Below are 20,785 nucleotides of genomic sequence, written 5' to 3'. Positions count from 1 at the left end.
ACTGGTTGAATTATTGTGTCCATAATCGAGTTTGTGGACACAATCGATTTGTGTCTCAACCTCAAATCATGCTGGCAGGAGTAGTCGAGGTAAAGACGGCGCTGGCTTTACGCTTACCTTCTTCTTTGTCGTTTGGCATTTTGCAGGCGAATAAAGGGATACACAGGACAACTACCAATACGGAACATGGCAGGCGAATGAATATATTTTGATACTGTTTCATGCTCACCCCAGACGTATGGTGGAACTTCGGTTATCTTCTAATGGCAACAAAAAACCAATCATTTTTTTCAACTTTGCTCCTCCTTGTTTTGCCAGCTTTTTCGTCCGATTGGCCTTCATTAAGTTTCCCCAACTCTCAAAAGCAGCCACAATCTCCGCCTTCGTCCCGCCCCCGCCATCGACCAATCCGCCGCTATGCATGCGCCACACGCGCTTGCGCAAATCACGCGCCACGCGGTGGTCGATGGTGGCGATATTGATTTCGCTGTCGACGGCCATGCTGCGCTGGTTCAGGTTGGCGCTGCCCAGCGTCATGAACACGTCGTCGACCAGCATCAGTTTGGAATGGATGTAGATTTCACGGTAGCGCCAGCGGTCGTTGTCAAACGCGCTCACATTGAGCATGGCCACCGACACCTTCAGCCCGAATTCACTCTCAAGCGTCATCGCGCCGGGTTTGTGGATGCCGTTGGCATGGCGCACCACGTCGGGCAACTGGACTTCCGCCTCGGCGGAAATGCCGAATCCTGCCCTGACACGCCGGGTTTTCGGTCGCTTGTTGTAGTCGTCGATCATGGTGTTTTGCCCCGTCATGCCAGCGTGCTGCCCAAGTGCCGCCAGCGTGTCGTGGGTGCGCGGCACCATCTGCGCGCGCTCCGGCACTGGAATGACGATGAACACGTGCATGACCGGCATATCTTCAAGACTCTTGCCCGCCTTGACACTACCAGCCTTCCAGGCGGCCACAACCTTCTTGCGCTCGGCCAGCAAATGTTGAGCCCATTGTTCATACTGGAAATACTGGTTTTCCACGTACAGGTAGCCGGCCGCCAAGCTGGCCTGAGTCACGGCGCGAAAATAGGTTTCCTTGATGGTCTTGTCTTGTTCCTCGGGCTGGGTCAGCACGATCTGCACGGTGGAGTCGCTTGGCTCGGCCTTATCCAACAGTCGCGCCGGTGGGTTGCCGCATGACAACTCTCGGCTAACACAGTCGGTGGAAGCCGAACGCGTGCGGTCGTCGATAGCGCGGTCCCATGCCTTCACGAAATTGTTGTACAGCGCGATGAGCGCACGGCCGCCGTCGATGCGGCAGGCATAGTCCTGATACGGTTTCAGCGTGGCGAACCCGCAGTCCGCAGCCATTGCCTGCAAACACTCGCGCCGCTCGTTGACGCCGCCCTGTTCGCGGCGCGTATCGTCGAGCAGATGGGCCGTCGTGTCCCAATAATCGGTTACCGAGTTCAGCCCCATCACATAACCGACGGCCTTGGCCCCCTCTTCATAGTCGAAATCGATCAGGACCGGCTTCTGGTGATGCGTGCCCAGGTATTGCATACCGAGCTTTTCGATCTCCCCCTTCGTCAAACCGCGCGGCTGGTCTATTTCGGTCGCGATACTCTTGCTGATCGCGGCGCTGTCGCCGTGCCGCAAGCGAATCTCCAGGCGCCCCAACAAGCCATGGAGCGCGGCCGCATACCAGCTGTGGCAATATTCTTCACGCGCCAGCATCGGGATATCCTCGGGCCGGACGATATCGCCCCTGAAAGCACTGCTTAACACAAGTTTTTTCCTGACTGCCTCCTGCAACATCGCCAGGCTGGCTTTTGCACTGATGTCATCAAAGCGCTGTCCACCGGTTTTCCATGGCGAGGTGCCGTGCGAATAGCCCGGCATGGTGCGCGCTATCGGCGAGCCGACCCGGTCATGCCAGATCAGCAGGCGCACCCTGAGGTGACGCCGCGTGGTGGCGTCGATCAGCAAGTCGCCAAACGTTTCGCCACGCGGCCAGGTGGCGCTGTTGCCGCGCACCAGTTCCATGCCCGGGTCGAAACCCCAGCAACACAGGTCGATGGACTTTTTAGCCTTGGCGATCTCGCCGGCGATGTCGGCGAACCCTTCCTGTCCGCAAATGAACAGTGTCAGCTTGTTGTTGTGCGTGATCGGGTGGCTGGCCTTGCCTTTCAGGTTGCGGTTTTCCAGCAGCCACTGGAGCGAACTGGTCGCAGTGCGTCCGACTTCGTCGATATGGGTGGTTTCAATGCGGCTGCTCGATTCAGGCATGGTGCTCTCCCGTCAGTGTCGTGCATCATTGAACAGCGCGGCCGTCGCTGGTGTCGTCAAACGCGCGCAAACCGTGATTCGACAGCTTGTGTTCGCCGTCCGGCGCCGCGTTCGGGTCGAAGCGCGCGCTCGCTTGCAATGAAAACTCTTCGCCATTGCCAAGAACGACACGGTAGCGCGGCGTACCATCCTGATGCGCGATCAGGATGCGGCCGAATTCGTCGGTCAAGCCTTGCTCGACTTCGGCTTCCCCCTTGTACAGCGTGTACGGCACATTGGCGTACTGACCACCATCCACATGGGCCTGTATCGTATGCTGCAATTGTCCCGCTACCGGCGCGATGGGCGGCTCCAGCTCTGGTTGCGGCCGGTTCTTGGGCGCCAGCGTTTCCAGGTTTCCATGAAACAGCGTCGGCGACGCGGTAAAAAACTGTACCTTGTCGCTAATTTCAAGCATGCAATTAGCGCCATGCAGGCGTACGCCTTTGCGGCCGCGAATATGCACCCAGTCGGCCTGGCTGATCAGCTCCAGCACCTTGTTGGCGACGATATCGACCGTATCGGTTTGCGCCGCGATCTGCACCGGGCCAGCTGCGGCGATCAGTTTCATGCCAGCCTTGTGGACGAACAGGCGCAGCGCAGCGCCGATGCTGGCGAACAGGCCGCCGCCGGCCGCCAGCGACAGATCGCACCCGGTCGTCAGCGCGGTGTGCTCGGCGCTGGCGATGTGCGTCGATTGCGCGCTCGTCGTTTCGATACCGGCCGGACTGGCCAGCACCAGATGCGGCTTTGACAATTCGGGAAATGCATTTTCGCCACTGCCGGCACCGCCCTTGATCCCGGCATGCTGGGCTTTCAGCACATCGGCGGCGGCGCCCTGCTGGGCGACACTTTCTTGCGCGCCGTGATGCTGCGCCAAGGCGGCAAGCGCCTTGTGCCGTTCAGCAGCCTCGGCCAACCGGCGCAAGGTTTCATCCATACTCTTGATATGCGAGGCGGCGCCATGGCGCGCTTCGGTGGTCAGCAACATGCCACGGCCGGCGCGCGCCACGCCCCAAGCGTCTGACGCCAGTTCCCAGCCCTCGCCACGCGCATCCTTGCGCCCGCTGGCGTCTTCGATGCGGCTGATGCAGCCGAGCGACAATTGGCTGTGCTGATGATCGCTTTTCAATTGCACCTGGATGCGCTGGTGCGTATCGTCGAGTACCAACTGGTTGCCGCGCACGCCGTAGCCTCCACCAGGCATCAGCTCGGCGCTGCGCCAGCCGCCCAGCATGCGTTGCCCCGGCAAATTCCACGGCGGCGCATGCTTGCCGTTGTACACCGCACCGACAATGACGGGACGGTCGATATTGCCGTCGAGAAACTGGATCAGCACTTCCTGACCGATGCGCGGCAACGCGATCTGGCCGAAGGCCTGGCCCGCCCATGGCGTCATGACCCTGATCCATGGCGAACTGCCGGCGTCGAACTTGCCCAGCCGGTCCCAGTGGAATTGCACTTTCACCCGGCCCAGCGCGTCGGTATGGATGGTTTCGCCTGCCGGCCCGGTGACAATCGCGGTCTGCACGCCGGGCAAGGCACAAGGCGTGCTGTTGAAATGCCGCCCCGGATACCAGCGGATGCTCTTGCGTATGCAACTAAAACGGTTTTCATAATGCGACTTTGCGCCCGTCCCTGCCTGGTAATTGTTGCTGGCGACATGATCGACCGACAGGATCAGGTATTCACGCGCGCGGATGTCCGGGCGCGCCGCTTCACCTCTGGCCGGCACGGATTGCTCGCCGCTGAAGTGGCCGCCCAGCGTGAAACTACGCCCGGCCTGGGCGCAGCGGTGATTGCCGTCAGCTTCGAAGGTTTGCGCCTGGCAGTTATTCGCCTCCATGCGGCGTTGCGCCAGCGCTTCGCCAGCGCCCATGTCGGCATAGCCATAGCCGGTGTCCTGATACAGTTCATGGGCAAACACGTCGCCCTGCTGGTACAGCGCATAGCCGCTGGCGCGGCTCGCATAAGGATGCTTATAGTTGAAGCTGGCCAGCGTGAGCGCGCCGGAAGCGATCTTGCGTATGGCTCGCCAATCGCGTATGCCGTCCCCCTCGAGCGAGCCTGCATCGTTGCGAAACAGCATCTCGTCGGCTGCGCACGCATCGCTGTCGCTTGGGTCGATGCTGTCGGTCAGCCAGGTATTGTCGCCCAAACACAGCGTATGACCGTCGGCCCGATGTTCATACCAATAATGGAGTCCCTGGTCTTCCCAGCGCCGGTGCAAATGGTTGTAATCGGTTTCATTATGCTGGTTGGCGCAGCTCAATATCGCTTTTTCCTCATGCAGCCGGTTTTGCCAGTCGCGCTGCACATAATGACCGAAGGTCGTTTCGCTGATGTCGATGACCGTGCGCTCGTGGAACGAGACGTTGTCCATGCGCAGCCTGGAAAACGCCAGCCAGGGTTGCAGCACCATTTGATAGAACGCGAAACCGCCATCGCTGCGCAACAAGCGAAATTGGCCGACATAACCATTGAAATAGCGCAAACTGGCGTCATCGCGCACCATCGAAATGGTGACCATGCGCCCCATCATCGCGGTCAGGGGAATGTGGAGATTGTCGGACAGCAGTTCGGCGTCGAAGCGAAAGTCGCGTGACATTTCCTCGTGCGCCCGCAAGCTGTTGACCAGCAGCGCGGTATCGGGCGGACCATCGTTGTGCGGAAAATCCATGCGCAGCAAGCGGCTGTCCTGGACTCGCCGGCTCGCTGCAAAAAGGTGCGCAAGATCGGCTGCCAGCTTGCCATCATCCATATTGCCTCCTTCATATTTATTCCCCTGGCCCATGCTAACCATGGTGAACGCCGGCATCTTGATGAAACTCAAACTCGTTGACCATACGAAAAAAAGCCGCATCGGCCAGTCAGGCGGATGCGGCTTTGTTATCGCGCAAGTTACAGATTACTTCTTCGCAGCTTGTACAGCCTTCGGATACTTGATGGTCATTTCCTTGAGCAAGTTGTCGGCATGGTCGACTTCTTTCATCACCCACAGCAGGTAACGGATATCGAGGTGGATGGCGCGCGTGATGGCCGTGTCGAAGTACCAGTCCTTGGTGATCGATTCATACGTCGAATCGAAGTTCAGACCGATCAGCTCGCCACGCTTGTTCATCACGGCCGAGCCGGAATTGCCGCCCGTGGTGTCCGCGCTGGTAAGGAAGTTGACGGGCACCGTGCCCAGTGCCGGGTCGCGGAACTGGCCGTAGCGTTTTTGCTTGACGGCGTCGAGCAGCGCTTGCGGCGCTTCGAACGGAGCCTTGCCCGTGACTTTCTCGACGATGCCTTCCACGGTCGTGAATGGTCCCTTGGTCAGCCCATCGCGCGGCGAGAACGCAGAGACCGTGCCATACGTGACGCGCAGAGTCGAGTTGGCGTCAGGATAGACCGGCTTGCCTTGCGATTTTTTCCACGCGATCACCGCTTGCATGTATTGCGGAATCACGCGTTCCAGGTTGCCGTCGATTTCCTTGCGACGCTCTTCCAGCGCGGCATCGACCACTTGCAGCTTGATGGCCAGTTGCATGAAGGCGTCGTCGGACTGGACGACAGCAGCCTGGTCTTTTTCCAGCCAGGCCAGGCGCTTGGCGGTGTCAGCCAGTTGCGTCTGCAGGTACAGGGCCGCCACGGCGCTTGGTGCCGGCAGCAGCGCGTCCAGGCCTTGCGGATGGCTCTTTGCCGCCAGCTGCGCGTAACGCTTCAGGCCCGCTTCAAAACGCGCCTGATCGACCTTGTTGACATACGACTGCTCGAGGCGGGCCAGACGGGCCTTGATGAAAGCCAGGTCACGCTGCTGGAAGCCCGATTCACGCTCGGCATCGGCTTTCTGGCGCTCCAGCGACAGACGGTAGATGGTGCGCGCGCTTTTCAGCAAGTCGCTATTGGTGGCCACCGACCAGGCAAACTCTTCTTCGCTCAAGGCCATGTCGCTGGCGATTGCCGCGTCCAGTTCGGCCAGCAAGGTGGGCGCGACGTTAGCCTGCTGCGCGTACCAGGCGCGGAACTCGGCATCTTGCACGTCCTTGATGACGGCGATGTCCTTGCGGGCGAAACCGTCGAGCAAGCCCTGGGTTTTCTTGAGCACGTTGTTAATACTTTTGACCACGCTCGCATAGCGCACGGCAGCGGCAGCGTCGCCCTTCGTCGCGGCGGCCATCACGGCCAGGTCGGCTTGCAGTTCGGATACTTTCAGGGGAAAGACCGTATCGCGCGCGAAACGGATTTCCGCCGGCAGCTTGTAGCGGCTGGTGCGGCCGGGGTAGCCCGCCAGCAAAATGCCGTCACCGGCTTTCAAACCTTCAGCCGACACTACCAGGAAGTCCTTCGATTTGTACGGCACGTTGTCGGGCGATGGATCGGCCGGACGGCCATCCTTGCCCACGTAGGCGCGCAGGAACGCGTAGTCGCCCGTGTGGCGCGGCCATTCGTAGTTGTCGATGTCGCCGCCGAAGTTGCCGATCTTGTCCGATGGCGCGTATACCAGGCGCACGTCGCGTATCATCATCTGGCGGATGCGGTAGTACTCGAGGCCACGGTGGAAAGCGGGCACGGAGCAGCGGTACATCTTGTCCGTCTCGCATTCGGCGATCAGGTCCTTGATGCGCTTTTCCACCGCTTCGTGGCGGGCGCGGCCCGTCATGTCGGCCGTCAAGCCTTTGAGTACGCGCTCGCTGACGTTCTCTACCTGATCCGTCACATACACCAGACTGTTCGGACCGCCCGGCAACTCGCTGGCGCGCGTCTTGGCCAGAAAGCCGTCGGTGATGTAATTGTGCTCCGGCGTGGCATTGCGCTGCACGGCGCCATACGCGCAATGGTGGTTCGTCACCACCAGGCCCGCGTCGGAGACGAAGGCGGCAGAGCAGCCGCCCAGCGAGACAATGGCACTCATGGGATGCTTGCTCAGGTCGGCCAGTTTTTCCGCGGGAATGTCGATGCCGACCCGTTTCAGTTCGGCTTTCAGCTGTGGCAGTTGGTGTGGTTGCCACTGCCCTTCGTCGGCGTGTGCACCGGCGAACGCGCCCAACAAGGCGACTGGTAAAACGATTGTTTTGAACACGATATGCCCCTCCATAAATAGCAGGCGAAAGTATAGCCTGTCCAGGCACCCTGAGTTGGCAAAAATCACCTCATTGCAATTTCCATATCAGGCGCCAGGCAGCCCCGCCGGCAGCAAGGGAATCTGCAGGGACAGCCGGCAACCGACGCCCCACGCTGGCATGCCAACGTCGAATTGCCCACCCAGCGCCGCCACCCGCTCGGCAATGCCGATCAGGCCAAAACACTGCTTTTTGCGCTGCTGCTGCGGCGTGATGCCAATACCGTTGTCGCTGATGGCCGCATACAGGGCGCAGGCATCCGAACCGAGTTCGATCTCGACCTCGCTGGCCTGAGCATGACGCATGACGTTGCTGAGCGCTTCCTGCACGACGCGAAACAGGACGATCTCGACCTGGCTGCCAATGGCGGCAAACACGGCCTCGTCACGTATCAGCAGGCGGCAAGCGACGCCGCTGCGCTTGCGAAAGTCGCCCACCTGCCATTCGATGGCGGCCTGCAAGCCCAGCTCCAGCGCCATCGGGCGCAGCTCGTTCATGATGCCGCGCACACTCTTGATGGTGGTGTCGACATTGCTGAGCACGGCACCAACCCGCTGGTGCAAGCGCGGATGGGAACCCTCGGTGCGCGCGCTGAGCATGGAAATATCGATGCGCAGCGCCAGCAGGTTTTGCCCCAGTTCGTCATGCATATCGCGCGAGATGCGCTTGCGCTCATCTTCCTTGGCCGTTTCCATGTGCAGCGCCAGCTGGCGCAGCTGCGCATGCGACTGGCGCAGGGCGCACTCCATCAGCTTGCGTTCGCTAATGTCCGTGTGCGCCACCACCACGCGCAGCGGCCCTTCGCCCAGGAAACGGCTGATCCTGGCCTGCCACCAGCGCGGGCCTGAGCGCGTGGCAAACTCATACTCGAGCGCAAACGTGTCCGCGTTGCCGGCGATGACGGCGCGGATGCCATCGGCCAGCTCGCGCCCGGCGCTGCGCTGCCAGCGCGGGTCCCGTTCACAGAAGTCCAGATAATGGAGCTGCTCCGGCGCCTGGCCGACAAAGGCCAGGCAAGCCTGATTGGCATGCACCAGGCAGCCGGCCTGGTCCAATACCAGCACGCGGTCGGTCAGCGAATCGATGGTGGTGTGAAAGAAACGCTCGGCCTCGCGCAACGCTTCCTGCGCCCGCTCGCGTTGCTGTACCTCGCGCTGCAAATGCAGGTTGGCCCGCACCAGCTCGGCGGTGCGGTCGAGCACGCGTTGGTCGAGCTCCCGGTGCAATTCGCGCAGTGCAGCATCGGCCAGCTTGCGCTCGGTGATGTCGGAAAACACGCCGACAAAATGGCTGATGGCACCGTCTTGGCTGCGCATGGGCGTGATCGACAGCGATTCGACGAAGCGCTCGCCGTTCTTGCGCCGGTTCACCAGTTCGCCATACCAGCTGCCATCCTGGTGCAGGCTGCGCCACATGGCGGCATAGAATTGCGGCTCGTGCGTACCGCCGCCCAAGAAGGAAGGATCGCGCCCGATAGCCTCTTCCGCCTGGTAGCCGGTGATGGCGGTAAAGGCGGGGTTGACGGAAATGATGCGGTTGTCGCTGTCCGTCACCAGCACGCCTTCGCGGATGCTGTCGAGGATGACGAAGGCGCGCCGCAAGGCCGATTCGCGCGCATGCTCGTCACCCAAGTCCGTTACCAGCATGCGCACGCTGGCGCTGTCCACATCGACATTGGCTTCGATGCGCACGACGCCGCCGCCGCCCAGTACATCTTCGAATAGCCGCACTTCCAGTACTTGCCGCGTGCCACTGCTAAAAATCGCATCGAGAAAACGGCGAAATTCACCCTGTGCCTGCAGCGCTATGAATTGCTCGAAACGTCGCCCCAGCAATTGATCCTTGTCGCGTTGCAGCCAACCGCAAGCCGCCACGTTGACGCGCGTGATCAAGCCCTCTCGCGTCAGTGAAAAGTAGCTGACCGGCGCCTGCTCATACAGCTGCGCATAACGGTCGCGGCTGCTTTTCAATACATTCTTGAGTGGTTCCTGCTCCGCCAATCCGGCGTTCTGCATTTCCAGCTCGATCTGTCTCACCTGCAACTCGTGCAGGTGGCGCATCAACTCTTCGTTCGACAACGGCCCTGGCGCTGGCAGCGCTGGCTCCACACGCCCGCACAAATGCCCGTCAACGGGTCCGCTATTGCACGCCTCATTCATTGCGCCCCCTCACCTGCCCCTGCGCTCGCCGCTGCGCCCGACTGTATTAGGCGCAGCTCGGCGTCCAGCAACTTCGACTCGGTAATGTTGATGAAGGTCACCACCACGCCATCGATCCTATTGTCCACCGTGCGGTACGGCATGATGCGCACGTTGTACCAGCGTCCCGTCTTGGTTTCCACTTGCCGCTCGCAAAACACCAGGCTGCGGATCACTTCCAGTGCATCCGTTTCCAGGTTCGGGTAGGTCTGGTCGTTGACGATGTCGCTGGGCGGACGGCGCAAGTCCGTCTGGATCAGCTTATAGATTTGCGTGGCCGGCGCCGTGAAGCGGCGGATGCGCAGCTCGCTGTCGAGGAAAATGGTGGCGATATCGGTGCTGTTAAGCAGGTCTTTCATGTCGCTGTTGACCAGCGACAAATCATCGACCTTCGATTGCAGCTCGGCATGGACCGTGTACAACGCTTCATTGAGCGACTGCATCTCTTCCTTCGAGGTGGTCAGCTCTTTGTTAGCCGATTTCAACTCTTCGCGCGAGGTCTGCATGGCGTCGCGCGCAGCCTGGATTTTATTGCGCGCCGGGATCAACTGCTGCTCCAGTTCCAGCACCTTGGGGTTAGGCGAGCGGCTATGCCGCGCAGCGCTCCGGGCTGGCGCGAGCCGTCGCGCGCCATCGCGTGGATATCCCAGTTGGCCTTGCCTGCTGCCGGTTCCAGCAAGGCACCCGTACGTCCGTTGATATACGGGATATCGCCATCCTGGTTCAGCAGCACGGCCGCTGGCGAGTATTTCTGGAACAATAATTGCTCGACGTGGGACTGGGTTTTCCCGGGCATGCTGACGTCTCTCGTGTCGCTGGGCGATGGCAAGAATGGCCGACGTTACCTTCGTGGAAAAGCATGTCGGCAAGCGCTGGCGGGCCAAATTATCGAGGCGCCGGTAGCGCCGGGTGGATGTCGTCGTCAGGGGCGCAAACCGCCCGGAAAAATGTCCGGGCGTGCCATCGCTGCCCATGCCGGACAGAGTCACGCCCACGGCCAATGCGCGCAACTCAGCGGCCAGACTTTCGAAGAAAGCATTGATGGGCAAGCGGCGTCCGCGCAGTTGCAGCGGCTCGCTGAGCACAAAGTGCCTACCCGACAAGCCCAGGTCGGCGTTCGATGGGATCACATAGATGTGCTTCGGGCGCAATTGGACGCGCTGCGTGATTTCCGTGACGGCAATGCTGGTGGCGCGCTGCAGTAGTTGCGGCAACATGGCTTTTTGCGTGGGATCAAGGTGCTGGATCACCACATAGGCGATGCCGCTCTGCGGCGACACATGCGTCAGGAAAGCGACAATCGGATCGAGACCACCGGCCGACGCGCCGATGGCCACCACGGGAAAATCGATGGCGGCCACCTCTTGCGCTGGAGCTTTGCTGTGTTTGCTGCGTGTCATCATCGGCAAGAATGCAGCCGCGGCACGTGCGCCTGGCTGGCGGATAGATAATCTGACATTCTAGCACCCAAGGCGCACGGCAAAACGCGAATTTGGCGCGGGGGCTGTTTACCCCCTACTGCGCCTGCGGCACCTGCCAGCCGCCGCCCAGCGACTGGATCAGGGCCACGGCCGTCGTCTGGCGGTCCGCCTGCACCTGCACCAGCGAACGGCGCGCCGACAGGGCCGTCACTTGCGCCGAGACCACGTCCGTGTAGCCGACCTGGCCCGCGTTGTAGCGGTTCAGCATCTGCTGCTCGACCTGGTCGGCGGCCGATGACGCCTGCTGGCGCAAGGCCAGCTGCTCGGCCAGCGCGCGCGTGGCCGACAACTGGTCCTCTACTGCGCCAAAGGCACTCAATACCGTCTGGCGGTAGCGCGCCACGGCCGCCGCATGCCCCGCCTTGGCCGCGTCCACGCTGGCCGTGGTGGCGCCCGCGTTGAACAGCGTTTGCGCGGCCGACACGCCCAGCGACCACAGGCTCGACGATGCATTGAACAGGTCAGCCACACGGCTGGCGCCGGCGCCATAGGAAGCCGTCAGGTTCAGGCTAGGATAGTAGGCCGAACGGGCGATGCCGATCTGCTCGTTGGCCACGGCCACCCGGCGCTCGGCGGCGGCGATGTCGGGACGGCGCTGCAGCAGGGTCGACGGCACGCCCAGCGGCACCTCGGGCACGCTCAGGGTCCACGGCGCCACGGCCAGGCTGAAGTCGGACGGCGCCTTCCCAAGCAAGATGGCAATCGCGTGTTCGAGCTGGGCGCGCGCGCGCGTCTGGCTCGACAGGTCGATCTGCGCATTGGCCAGCTGCGTCTGCGCCTGCAGCAGGTCGGACTTGGCGGCGATGCCGGAATTGAAGCGGTTGGTGGTGATGTCGAGCACGCGCTTGTAGCCAGCGATGGTGGCGTTCAACAGTGCGATCTGCGCATCACTCTGGCGCAGCGAAAAATAATTGGTGGCCAGCTCGCCCTGCGCCGACAGGCGCGCAGCAGCCAGGTCGGCCGCGCTGGCACTGGCGCTGGCATCGGCTCCCGTCACGCCGGCGCGCAGGCGGCCCCATATATCGGGCTCCCACGACGCGCCGATGGCGCCCTTGTAGTTATTATTGGCCTGCTGCTCGCCACCGCCGCCGGAACGCGCGCCGCTACCCGTCAGCTTCACGCTCGGGAATAGCGAGGCGCGCTGTTCGCGCACCAGCGCGCGCGCCTGCTCGTACGCAGCAAGGGCTTGCGCCACGTTCTGGTTCGAGATGTCGATGCTGTCGGCCAGCTGGTTCAATTGCGCATCGCCGAACAGGGTCCACCAGGGGCCACGCTCCAGCGTGTCGGCCGGCGCAGCGGCTAGCCAGCCGGCCGCTTCCTTGAACGTTTGCGGTGCGGCGGCCACTGGCACCTCATACGCGGGGCTGACGGCGCAGCCGGCCAGCAGCAGGCAAGCGGTGGCGACGACCAGCGACGGTAGATGGCGTGCGGGGATGGCGGACAACATAGGTTTTACTTGCTTCATGATTGTGTGCTCGGCTTATCTGGCCCAGGAATGCGGCTCAATTGCTGCTCGTCGACGCTGCGCGTGCGCAGCTTGTCGAGCAGGATGTAGACCACCGGGGTGGTCAGCAATGTGAGTAACTGGCTGGCAATGAGCCCGCCGATGATGGCAACCCCCAAGGGCTGGCGCAGCTCTGAGCCTTCGCCAAAACCGATCGCCAGCGGCAAGGCGCCAAGCGCCGCTGCCAGGGTGGTCATCAGAATGGGGCGGAAACGCAGCAAGCATGCCTCGCGCACCGCGGCCAACGCTGTCAGCCCGCGCGCACGCTCGGCCTCCAGCGCGAAGTCGATGATCAATATGGCATTTTTCTTCACGATACCGATCAACAGGAATACGCCGATCAGGGCGATGATGGAAAACTCCATGCGCAATATCAGCAGCGCCAGTACGGCGCCCACCCCCGCCGACGGCAAGGTCGACAGTACGGTAATCGGGTGCACCAGGCTTTCGTAAAGAATGCCCAGCACGATGTAAATCACCACGATGGCCGCCAGGATCAAGAACGGCTGCTCCTGGTTGCTTTCCTGCGCGCTCTTGGCCGAGCCCTGGAAGCTGCCGCGCACATTCACCGGCATGCCGATTTCCGATACCGCCTGGGCCACGGCCGCCTGCCCGTCGCTGAGCGGGTAGCCGTCGGCCAGGTTGAACGACACGGTGGTGGCCAGTTCCCCGCCCTGGTGGTTGATGGACGTGGCCGTCGCGCTTTCGGCGAAGCTGCTGAACGACGACAGCGGCACCATGCGCGCCAAGGTCGTGGGCAGAGCCGAACCACTGGACGGGTCGCGCGCCGCCGTGGTATTCGGCGTCGCAGCGGTGGTGGTTGCCGACGCGGTAGCGCTCGTGGCGGCAACGGCCGCCGCATTCGACGCCGGCACATACACGGAGCGCAGCGCTTCCGGGCTTTGCGCATAGCGCGGCGCCACTTCCATGATCACGTGATACTGGTTCAGCTCATCGTAGATGGTCGCCACCTGGCGCTGGCCGAAGCTGTTGTAGAGCGCATTGTCGATGTCGCGCACCTGCACGCCCAGCTGCGTGGCGCGGTCCTTGTCGATGGCAACATAGGTTTCCACGCCATTTTCCGCCTGGTCCGTGTCGACGTCGATCAAGGCCGGCTGCAGCTTCATCTGGTCGGCCAATTTCGCCGCCCATTTCTTCAAGTCGGCCTGGTTGTCACTGATCAGGGTGTACTGGTAGGTCGAATTGCTGGCCCGACCGCCCATGCGCAGGTCCTGCACCGGGTTGAGGAACAGCGAAATACCCGTCACCTTGGCCAGCTGCGGGCGCAAACGGGCGATCACGGCTTGCCCCTTGTCCGTGCGCTGCGAGGCAGGCTTCAGATCAATGAACATGAAGCCGCCCCCTGCCCTGCCCCCGCCCGTAAAGCCGACCACGGTGGCGACGGCGGGATCATCCTTGATGATGTCGACCAGTTGGCGCAGCTTGCCCTGCATGGCCTGGAACGAGATGCTCTGGTCGGCGCGCATGCCGCCACTGATCTGGCCCGTATCCTGCTGCGGAAAGAAGCCCTTGGGCGCGGCTGCGAACAAGTACACATTGAGCCCGACGACGAACACCAAAATGGTCATCACCAGCGCGGCGCTGGACAATGCCCAGTCCAGGCAGTGCTCATACACTTTCAGCATGCGCTCGAAGCCCCGTTCGAACCAGCGCGCGACCAAGCCCGGCGCCTTGCGCTGCGCGCCGCTTTTCAGCAGCCAGGCGCACATCATCGGCGTGGTGGTCAGTGAAATGACCAGCGAAATCATCACGGCCGCCGACAGCGTGACGGCAAACTCGCGGAACAAACGCCCCACCTGTCCGCCCATGAATAGCAGCGGAATGAAGACGGCCACCAGAGACAGGCTGATCGACAGCACGGTAAAACCCACTTCCTGCGCACCCAGCAGGGCCGCCTTAAAACGCTCCATGCCCGCCTCGATGTGGCGCTGCGTGTTTTCCAGCACCACGATGGCATCATCGACGACAAAGCCCGTGGCCACCGTCAGCGCCATCAAGGAAAGGTTATTCAGGCTAAAACCGAGCATATACATCACGCCGAAGGTCCCCAGCAAGGAAACGATGGTGGCCACGGCCGGGATAATGGTGGCGCGCACGCTACGCAAAAAGGCGCTGACCACCAGCACTACCAGCACGATGGAAAGGAGCAGGGTGAATTCGATCTCGTGCAAGGACGAGCGGATGGAGTTGGTGCTGTCCGATGCCACGTGCAGCTTGATGTCGCCGGGCAGCTGTGCCTGCAGTTGCGGCAGCAGCGCGCGCACGCCGTCGACCGTGGCGATGACGTTGGCGCCCGGCTGGCGCGTGATCAGCACGATGACGGCCGGATCGCCATTGAACAAGCCCAGAGTATTCTTGTTTTCCACGCCGTCGACCACTTCGGCCACGTCGTCGAGGCGGATGGCGGCACCGTCGCGCCAGGCCACTACCAGGCTGCGGTAGTCGGCCGCGCTACGCCCGCCCGAGGCCGTGCTGGCAGACGAGTAGATCTGCAAGCTGCGCCCGTCGCCGGAAATGGCCCCCTTGGGGCGGTTGGCGTTGCTGGCCTGGATAGCCGCACGCACGTCTTCCATCGACACGGCATAGTGATTGAGCTGGTACGGCAGCAATTCCACGCGCACGGCAGGCAGCGAGCCGCCACCGAGCTCGACGTCGCCGACGCCCTTCACTTGCGCCACCTTTTGCTGCACCAGGTTCGATACGGCATCGTAGATCTGGCCCGGCGTGCGCATTTTCGACGTCAGCGCCAGGATGATCACGGGCGCATCGGACGGGTTGGCCTTGCGGTAGGTCGGGTTGCTGCGCAGCGTGGCCGGCAAATCGGCGCGCGAGGCGGCAATGGCCGCCTGCACTTCGCGCGCGGCCGAATCGATCTTGCGGTTCAAATCGAACTGCAGGTTGATACGCGTCGAGCCCGTGCTGGACGAGGAGGTCATCTCGTTGACGCCGGAAATGACGCCCAGGCGCCGCTCCAGCGGCGTAGCCACCGAGCTGGCCATGGTCGCGGGGCTGGCGCCGGGCAAGCTGGCGCTGACGGAGATGGTCGGATAATCGACCTGCGGCAGCGGCGAGACGGGCAGCACGAAGAAGGCACCGATGCCCGCGAGCGCGATGCCGATGGTGAGCAGCACGGTGGCGATGGGCCGCTTGACGAACGGTAAGGACAGGTTCACGCAGCACTCCCCGCATTATCGCCTGGCTGCTCCAGGCTCGCCTCGCGTGTCTTCGGCTGGGCCCTAAAGCGCTGGCCCAGGCGGTCGAAGCCCAGATAGATGACGGGCGTCGTAAACAGGGTCAGCACCTGGCTGACGATCAGGCCACCGAAGATGGCCAGGCCAAGCGGACGGCGCAACTCGGCGCCCTCGCCCCAGCCCAGCATCAGCGGCACGGCCGCGAACAGCGCTGCCAAGGTAGTCATCAGGATAGGGCGAAAACGCAGCAGCGCCGCCTGGTGGATGGCTTCCTGCGCGCTCTTGCCCTGGTCGCGCTCGGCCTCGATGGCGAAATCGATCATCATGATGGCGTTCTTTTTCACGATGCCGATCAGCAGAATGATGCCGATGATGCCGATCACGCCCAAGTCCTGCCCGGAAATCATCAGCGCCAGCAAGGCGCCCACGCCAGCCGACGGCAGGGTCGACAGGATCGTCAGCGGGTGGATGTAGCTTTCGTACAGTACGCCCAACACGATGTAGACGCAGACGACGGCGGCCAGGATCAGCCACAGCTGGTTCGACAGCGAATTTTCATACGCGCCGGCCGCGCCGAGGAAGGTCAAGCTCACCGAAGGGGGCAAGGCGATGTCTTTCGCTGCCTGGCGGATGGCGTCGACGGCGCTGCCCAGCGCCACGCCTTGCGTAGTATCAAAGCCGAGCGTCGTGGCCGGGTACTGCGCCACGTGCGTGATCTGCAGCGGCACCTGTTTTTCGCTGACGCTGGCAAAAGCGGACAAGGGCGTCGACTTGCCGGAACCCGTGCGCACCTGCAGTTGCGACAAGTCGGCCGGCGTGGTGACGATGCCGGGCTGCGCTTCGAGAATCACGCGGTACTGGTTGGTTTCCGTGAAAATTGTCGAGATGATGCGCTGGCCGAAGGCGTTGTATAAGGCGTCGTCGACGGTGGCCGTGGTGACGGACATGCGCGCAGCGCTGTCACGGTCGATGGCTACCACGGCGGCGGCGCCGGTGGCACCGGCGTCCGTGACCACGTTGCGCAGTTGTGATTTTTCGCGCATGCGGGCCGCCAGTTTGCCCGCCCACTCGGTGACGGTGGCCGTATCGGCCCCTTCGAGCGAGACGCGGTACTGCGTCGGCCCCGATTCCGCATCGATGGTCAAATCTTGCGTCGGCTGCAGGTACAAGGTCACACCGGCCACCTTGGCCACGCGGTTGCGCAGGCGCTGCATGATGTCGTCCTGCTTGCCACTGCGCGAACGCTTCAGGTTGATCAGCATGCTGCCCGTGTGCAGCATGGTGTTGTTGGCCGCATCGACGCCCACCAGTGAACTGAGGGTGTCGACATCGGGGTCTTCCAGCAGCGCGCTGGCCGCTGCCTGCTGCAAGGCGGCCATGCGTTCGTACGATACGGCTTGCGAGGTTTCAATGCGCGCCTGCAGCTGGCCCGTGTCCTGCGTGGGGAACAGGCCTTTCGGTATCGTGATGTACAAAATCACCGTCAGCAGCAAAGTGGCCAGGGCCACCAGCAAGGTCAGACCCTGGCGTTGCAATACCCACACGAGCGCATGGTCATACTGACTGATGACTTTATCGAGCAAAGCCTGGAGGCGCTGGCCGGTGGCGCTAACGTTTTCATCGGCATGGCTTCTCAGCCAGCGCGCCGACATCATCGGCACCAGCGTGAGCGAAACGACGGCGGAAATCAATATCGTGATGGCCAGGGTCATGGCAAATTCGCGGAACAAGCGGCCCACCACGTCGCCCATGAAGAGCAGTGGAATGAGTACCGCGATCAAGGAGACCGTCAGCGAAATGATGGTAAAGCCGATCTGCGAGGCGCCCTTCAGGGCGGCGGCCATCGGTGTCTCGCCCTCTTCGATGTAGCGGGCGATGTTTTCGATCATGACGATGGCATCGTCGACGACAAAGCCGGTGGCGATCGTCAGCGCCATCAGCGACAGATTGTTCAGGCTGTAGCCAAGCAAGTACATGACGCCGCAGGCGCCGATCAGCGAGATCGGCACGGACAGGCTGGCGATCACCGTGGCACGCAGGCTGTGCAAGAACGCGAAGATCACCAGCACCACCAGCAGCACGGACAGCAGCAGTTCCATTTCCACGTGTTCGACGGAAGCGCGGATGCCCGTGGTGCGGTCGCTCAAGACGTCGAGCTTCATGGCCGCCGGAAGGCTGGCCTGCAACTCGGGCAACAGGGCCTTGATGGCGTCTACCGTCTTGATGACGTTGGCGCCCGGCTGGCGCTGCACGTTCAAGATGATGGCCGGCTGCTTGCCCGACCAGGCGCCCAGGCGCATGTTTTCCGCGCTGTCGACGACGTTGGCTACGTCAAGCAGGCGCACGGGTGCGCCGTTTTTATACGTGATGATCAGGCGCTTGTAGTCTTGCGCCGTCACCAGCTGGTCGTTGGCATTGATCGTATACGAGCGCGTGGGGCCATCGAAACTGCCCTTGGCGCTGTTGACGTTGGCCGCCGCGATGGCCGTGCGCAGGCTGTCCAGGCCCAGGCCATATGAAGCGAGCAGCCTGGTGTCGCCCTGGATGCGCACGGCGGGACGCTGGCCGCCCGACAGCGACACCAGGCCCACGCCGTTGACCTGGCTGATCTTCAGCGCCAGGCGCGTATTGACGATGTTTTGCACCTGCGTCAACGGCATGGTGTCCGAGGTGATGGCCAGCGTCAGCACGGGCGCGTCGGCCGGATTGATCTTGGCGTAGACGGGCGGCGCCGGCAAGTCGGTGGGCAGCAGCGAGCCGCCCGCGTTGATGGCCGCCTGCACTTCCTGCTCGGCCACGTCCAGGGTCTGGCCGAGGGTGAACTGCAGGGTGATGATGGAGACGCCGGCGGCACTGGTAGAACTCATGCGCTGCAAGCCCGACATTTGCCCGAACTGGCGCTCCAGCGGCGCCGTCACGGTCTGTCCCATGACCTCGGGACTGGCGCCCGGATACAGCGTCTGCACCTGGATGGTGGGGAAATCGACCTGCGGCAAGGCGGCCAGCGGCAGCAACTTGAAGCCGACCAGCCCCGCCAGCACGATGGCCAGCATCAGCAGCGCCGTGGCGACGGGGCGCTTGATGAACGGCGTCGATGGACTCATTGCGCTGCGCCCTTCGCTGGCACCGTGGCTGGCACCGTGGGTGGCGCGGATGCCGACGCCGATGCGCTGACCGCACCGTCAGCCTGCGGGAGGCGCTGGCGACGTTCGCCGTTCGCGCCAGTGCCAGCGTTGACGCCAGCGCCAGCCCGGCGGGCGCCGGACGGCTTGTCACCCGCCAAGGTGACTTTCGCGCCTTCCTTCAAGCGGTCGGCGCCTTCCGTGATGACTTGCTCGCCCGCTTCCAGGCCGGCACGGATTTCCACCATGTCGGTGCTCGCCTGGCCCTGTGTGACCGGGCGCACGGTAACGGTCTTGTCGGCTTTGAGCACATACACGAAGTCGCCATTATTGCTGTGGCGCAGAGCAGTGACGGGTACCAGCACGGCGCCCTTGATATTGCCCAGCTCCAGGCGCACGTTGACAAACTGGCTGGGGAACAGGGCCATCTTGTCATTCGTGTAGCGGGCTTTGGCACGCACGGTGCCCGTCTGCACGTCGACCTGGTTATCGAGCGCGCTCAAGCTGCCCTTGTCCAGGGTGTGCGTGCGCGTGCGGTCCAGCGCCAGCGCCGGCAGGACCGAGCCGGCATTGAGGCGCTCCTCGATAGTCTGCACTTTATCCTGTGGCACGGAAAACTGCACGTCGATAGGCGACAGCTGCGTCACCACCACCACGCCGCCAGCGTCGCTGGTGCTCACCAGGTTGCCGATATCGACCACCTTCAAGCCTGCGCGGCCGCTGATCGGCGACACCACTTTTGTATAACCGAGGTTCAGTCTGGCCGTGCCTTCGGCGGCGCGGTCGGTCATGACCGTACCTTCCAGCTGCTTGACCAGGGCAGCCTGCGTATCGACCTCCTGGCGCGCGATGGAGTCTTGCCCGAGCAGGGTTTGATAGCGTTTCAGGGTCAGGCGCGCGTTTTCTAATTGCGCTTCGTCTCGCTGGCGCTGGCCCGTGGCTTGCATGAGCGCCATCTCGAACTGGGCCGGGTCGATCTGCGCCACCACCTGGCCCGCCTTGACCATGCCGCCTTCCTTGAATTTCAATTCTTTCAATATGCCCGATACCTGCGCACGCACCGTCACGGTAGAGGCCGCCGTCACGGTGCCGAGCGCATCGAGCACCACGGGCAAGTCCGATTTCACCGCCGTGGCCACACCCACGGTGGTCGAGGGCCCGCCACGGCGTCCGCCAGGGCCTCCTGGGCCACCGGGACCGGCCATGCCGGCGCCACCCTGAGCACTGCTGCCCGAGTGGGTCAGGTACCAGGCACCTCCACCCAGCGCGGCCATGACGACCAGCGCGATGACACTGCCGACGATTTTCGAGCGGCGGCTGCGCCGTGGGCAATTGGGTGCTGTCTGCGTATCCATCGCTTATCCTTTTATAGGCCGCTGGCACGGCGAGTCTGTGGCGCCGGCAGAGGTGGAATACACTCAGGCTGGACGCCGTTTTTCGAAGTTATATATCAAGCCGCAGGAAATCGAGAGCTGAACAAAAGTTGATAATCAGCTCAAAAAAACATCGTTTCCCAGCACGAAAACGACTTTAGCATAGCCATGTATCTGTTTTATTTCCGCTTGAAACAATTCCGTACGGTCGCGCGCGCACGGCCGTACCATGCGCGCCAGCGGTGCGCTCGCCCGCGATGAGAAACGTTGGAAAAATCAGGCTTGCGGCGGTGAGCGCCACGGCAACGCTGCGGCGCGCGCGCGTGCCGTGCAGATACAAACTCGCTACAAATCTCCCGCCAGCCCACTTGACCTGGCTACGGCCACGGCTACGCCAGCGCCTGCTCCTGCTCCTGCTCCTGCTCCTGAAATGAAACAAGCCGGGCGAAGCCGGCTTGGGGGTGTCAG

The 20,785-nt window shown here is 62.6% G+C and carries 10 protein-coding genes; 1 reads left to right on the top strand and 9 read right to left on the bottom strand.

Translation table 11 applies throughout. The annotated features are described in order from the left end of the window. Positions 1–212: hypothetical protein (locus tag ACQ4V8_RS03060; RefSeq protein ID WP_436570861.1), on the top strand; the 212-nt coding region annotated here is incomplete at its 5' end. Between the two features lie 13 nt (positions 213–225). Here the strand turns inward: ACQ4V8_RS03060 and ACQ4V8_RS03055 are convergent. The 9 genes from ACQ4V8_RS03055 to ACQ4V8_RS03015 form a co-directional block, all read right to left on the bottom strand. Continuing rightward, positions 226–2,283: a phospholipase D-like domain-containing protein gene (locus ACQ4V8_RS03055; protein ID WP_436570860.1), complete on the bottom strand. Its 2,058-nt coding sequence runs from the start codon at positions 2,281–2,283 to the stop codon at positions 226–228. Between the two features lie 25 nt (positions 2,284–2,308). Then, positions 2,309–5,083, bottom strand: a complete 2,775-nt coding sequence (locus ACQ4V8_RS03050) for a type VI secretion system Vgr family protein (RefSeq protein WP_436570859.1) — start codon at positions 5,081–5,083, stop codon at positions 2,309–2,311. Positions 5,084–5,230: 147 nt separating this feature from the next. Then, positions 5,231–7,387: a S46 family peptidase gene (locus ACQ4V8_RS03045; protein ID WP_436570858.1), complete on the bottom strand. Its 2,157-nt coding sequence runs from the start codon at positions 7,385–7,387 to the stop codon at positions 5,231–5,233. Positions 7,388–7,474: 87 nt separating this feature from the next. Next, positions 7,475–9,487, bottom strand: coding sequence for a sensor histidine kinase (locus tag ACQ4V8_RS03040; RefSeq protein ID WP_010399654.1), 2,013 nt, complete (start codon positions 9,485–9,487; stop codon positions 7,475–7,477). A gap of 95 nt (positions 9,488–9,582) precedes the next feature. Then, positions 9,583–11,028 carry a chemotaxis protein CheB gene (locus ACQ4V8_RS03035; protein WP_436570857.1) on the bottom strand — a complete coding sequence of 482 codons (1,446 nt, stop codon included), beginning with the start codon at positions 11,026–11,028 and terminating at the stop codon, positions 9,583–9,585. A 112-nt stretch (positions 11,029–11,140) separates the two neighbouring features. Beyond that, on the bottom strand, positions 11,141–12,571 hold the full coding sequence (locus ACQ4V8_RS03030) for an efflux transporter outer membrane subunit (protein ID WP_436570856.1): 1,431 nt from the start codon (positions 12,569–12,571) through the stop codon (positions 11,141–11,143). After that, the gene (locus tag ACQ4V8_RS03025) at positions 12,568–15,804 is read right to left on the bottom strand and encodes an efflux RND transporter permease subunit (protein ID WP_436570855.1); all 3,237 of its coding nucleotides are present in this window, start codon (positions 15,802–15,804) and stop codon (positions 12,568–12,570) included. The genes ACQ4V8_RS03030 and ACQ4V8_RS03025 overlap by 4 nt, the downstream gene beginning before the upstream one ends. Beyond that, complete coding sequence (locus tag ACQ4V8_RS03020; protein ID WP_436570854.1) at positions 15,801–18,926, bottom strand: efflux RND transporter permease subunit; 3,126 nt, start codon at positions 18,924–18,926, stop codon at positions 15,801–15,803. Before ACQ4V8_RS03020 ends, ACQ4V8_RS03025 begins: the two co-directional genes overlap by 4 nt. Beyond that, positions 18,923–20,299: an efflux RND transporter periplasmic adaptor subunit gene (locus tag ACQ4V8_RS03015; protein WP_436570853.1), complete on the bottom strand. Its 1,377-nt coding sequence runs from the start codon at positions 20,297–20,299 to the stop codon at positions 18,923–18,925. The genes ACQ4V8_RS03020 and ACQ4V8_RS03015 overlap by 4 nt, the downstream gene beginning before the upstream one ends. Between the last annotated feature and the right edge of the window lie 486 nt (positions 20,300–20,785).

The organism is Janthinobacterium paucivorans (genome assembly GCF_051380805.1).
GTDB classification, from domain to species: domain Bacteria; phylum Pseudomonadota; class Gammaproteobacteria; order Burkholderiales; family Burkholderiaceae_D; genus Janthinobacterium; species Janthinobacterium lividum_D.
This window is presented reverse-complemented; position numbering and strand designations above follow the sequence as displayed.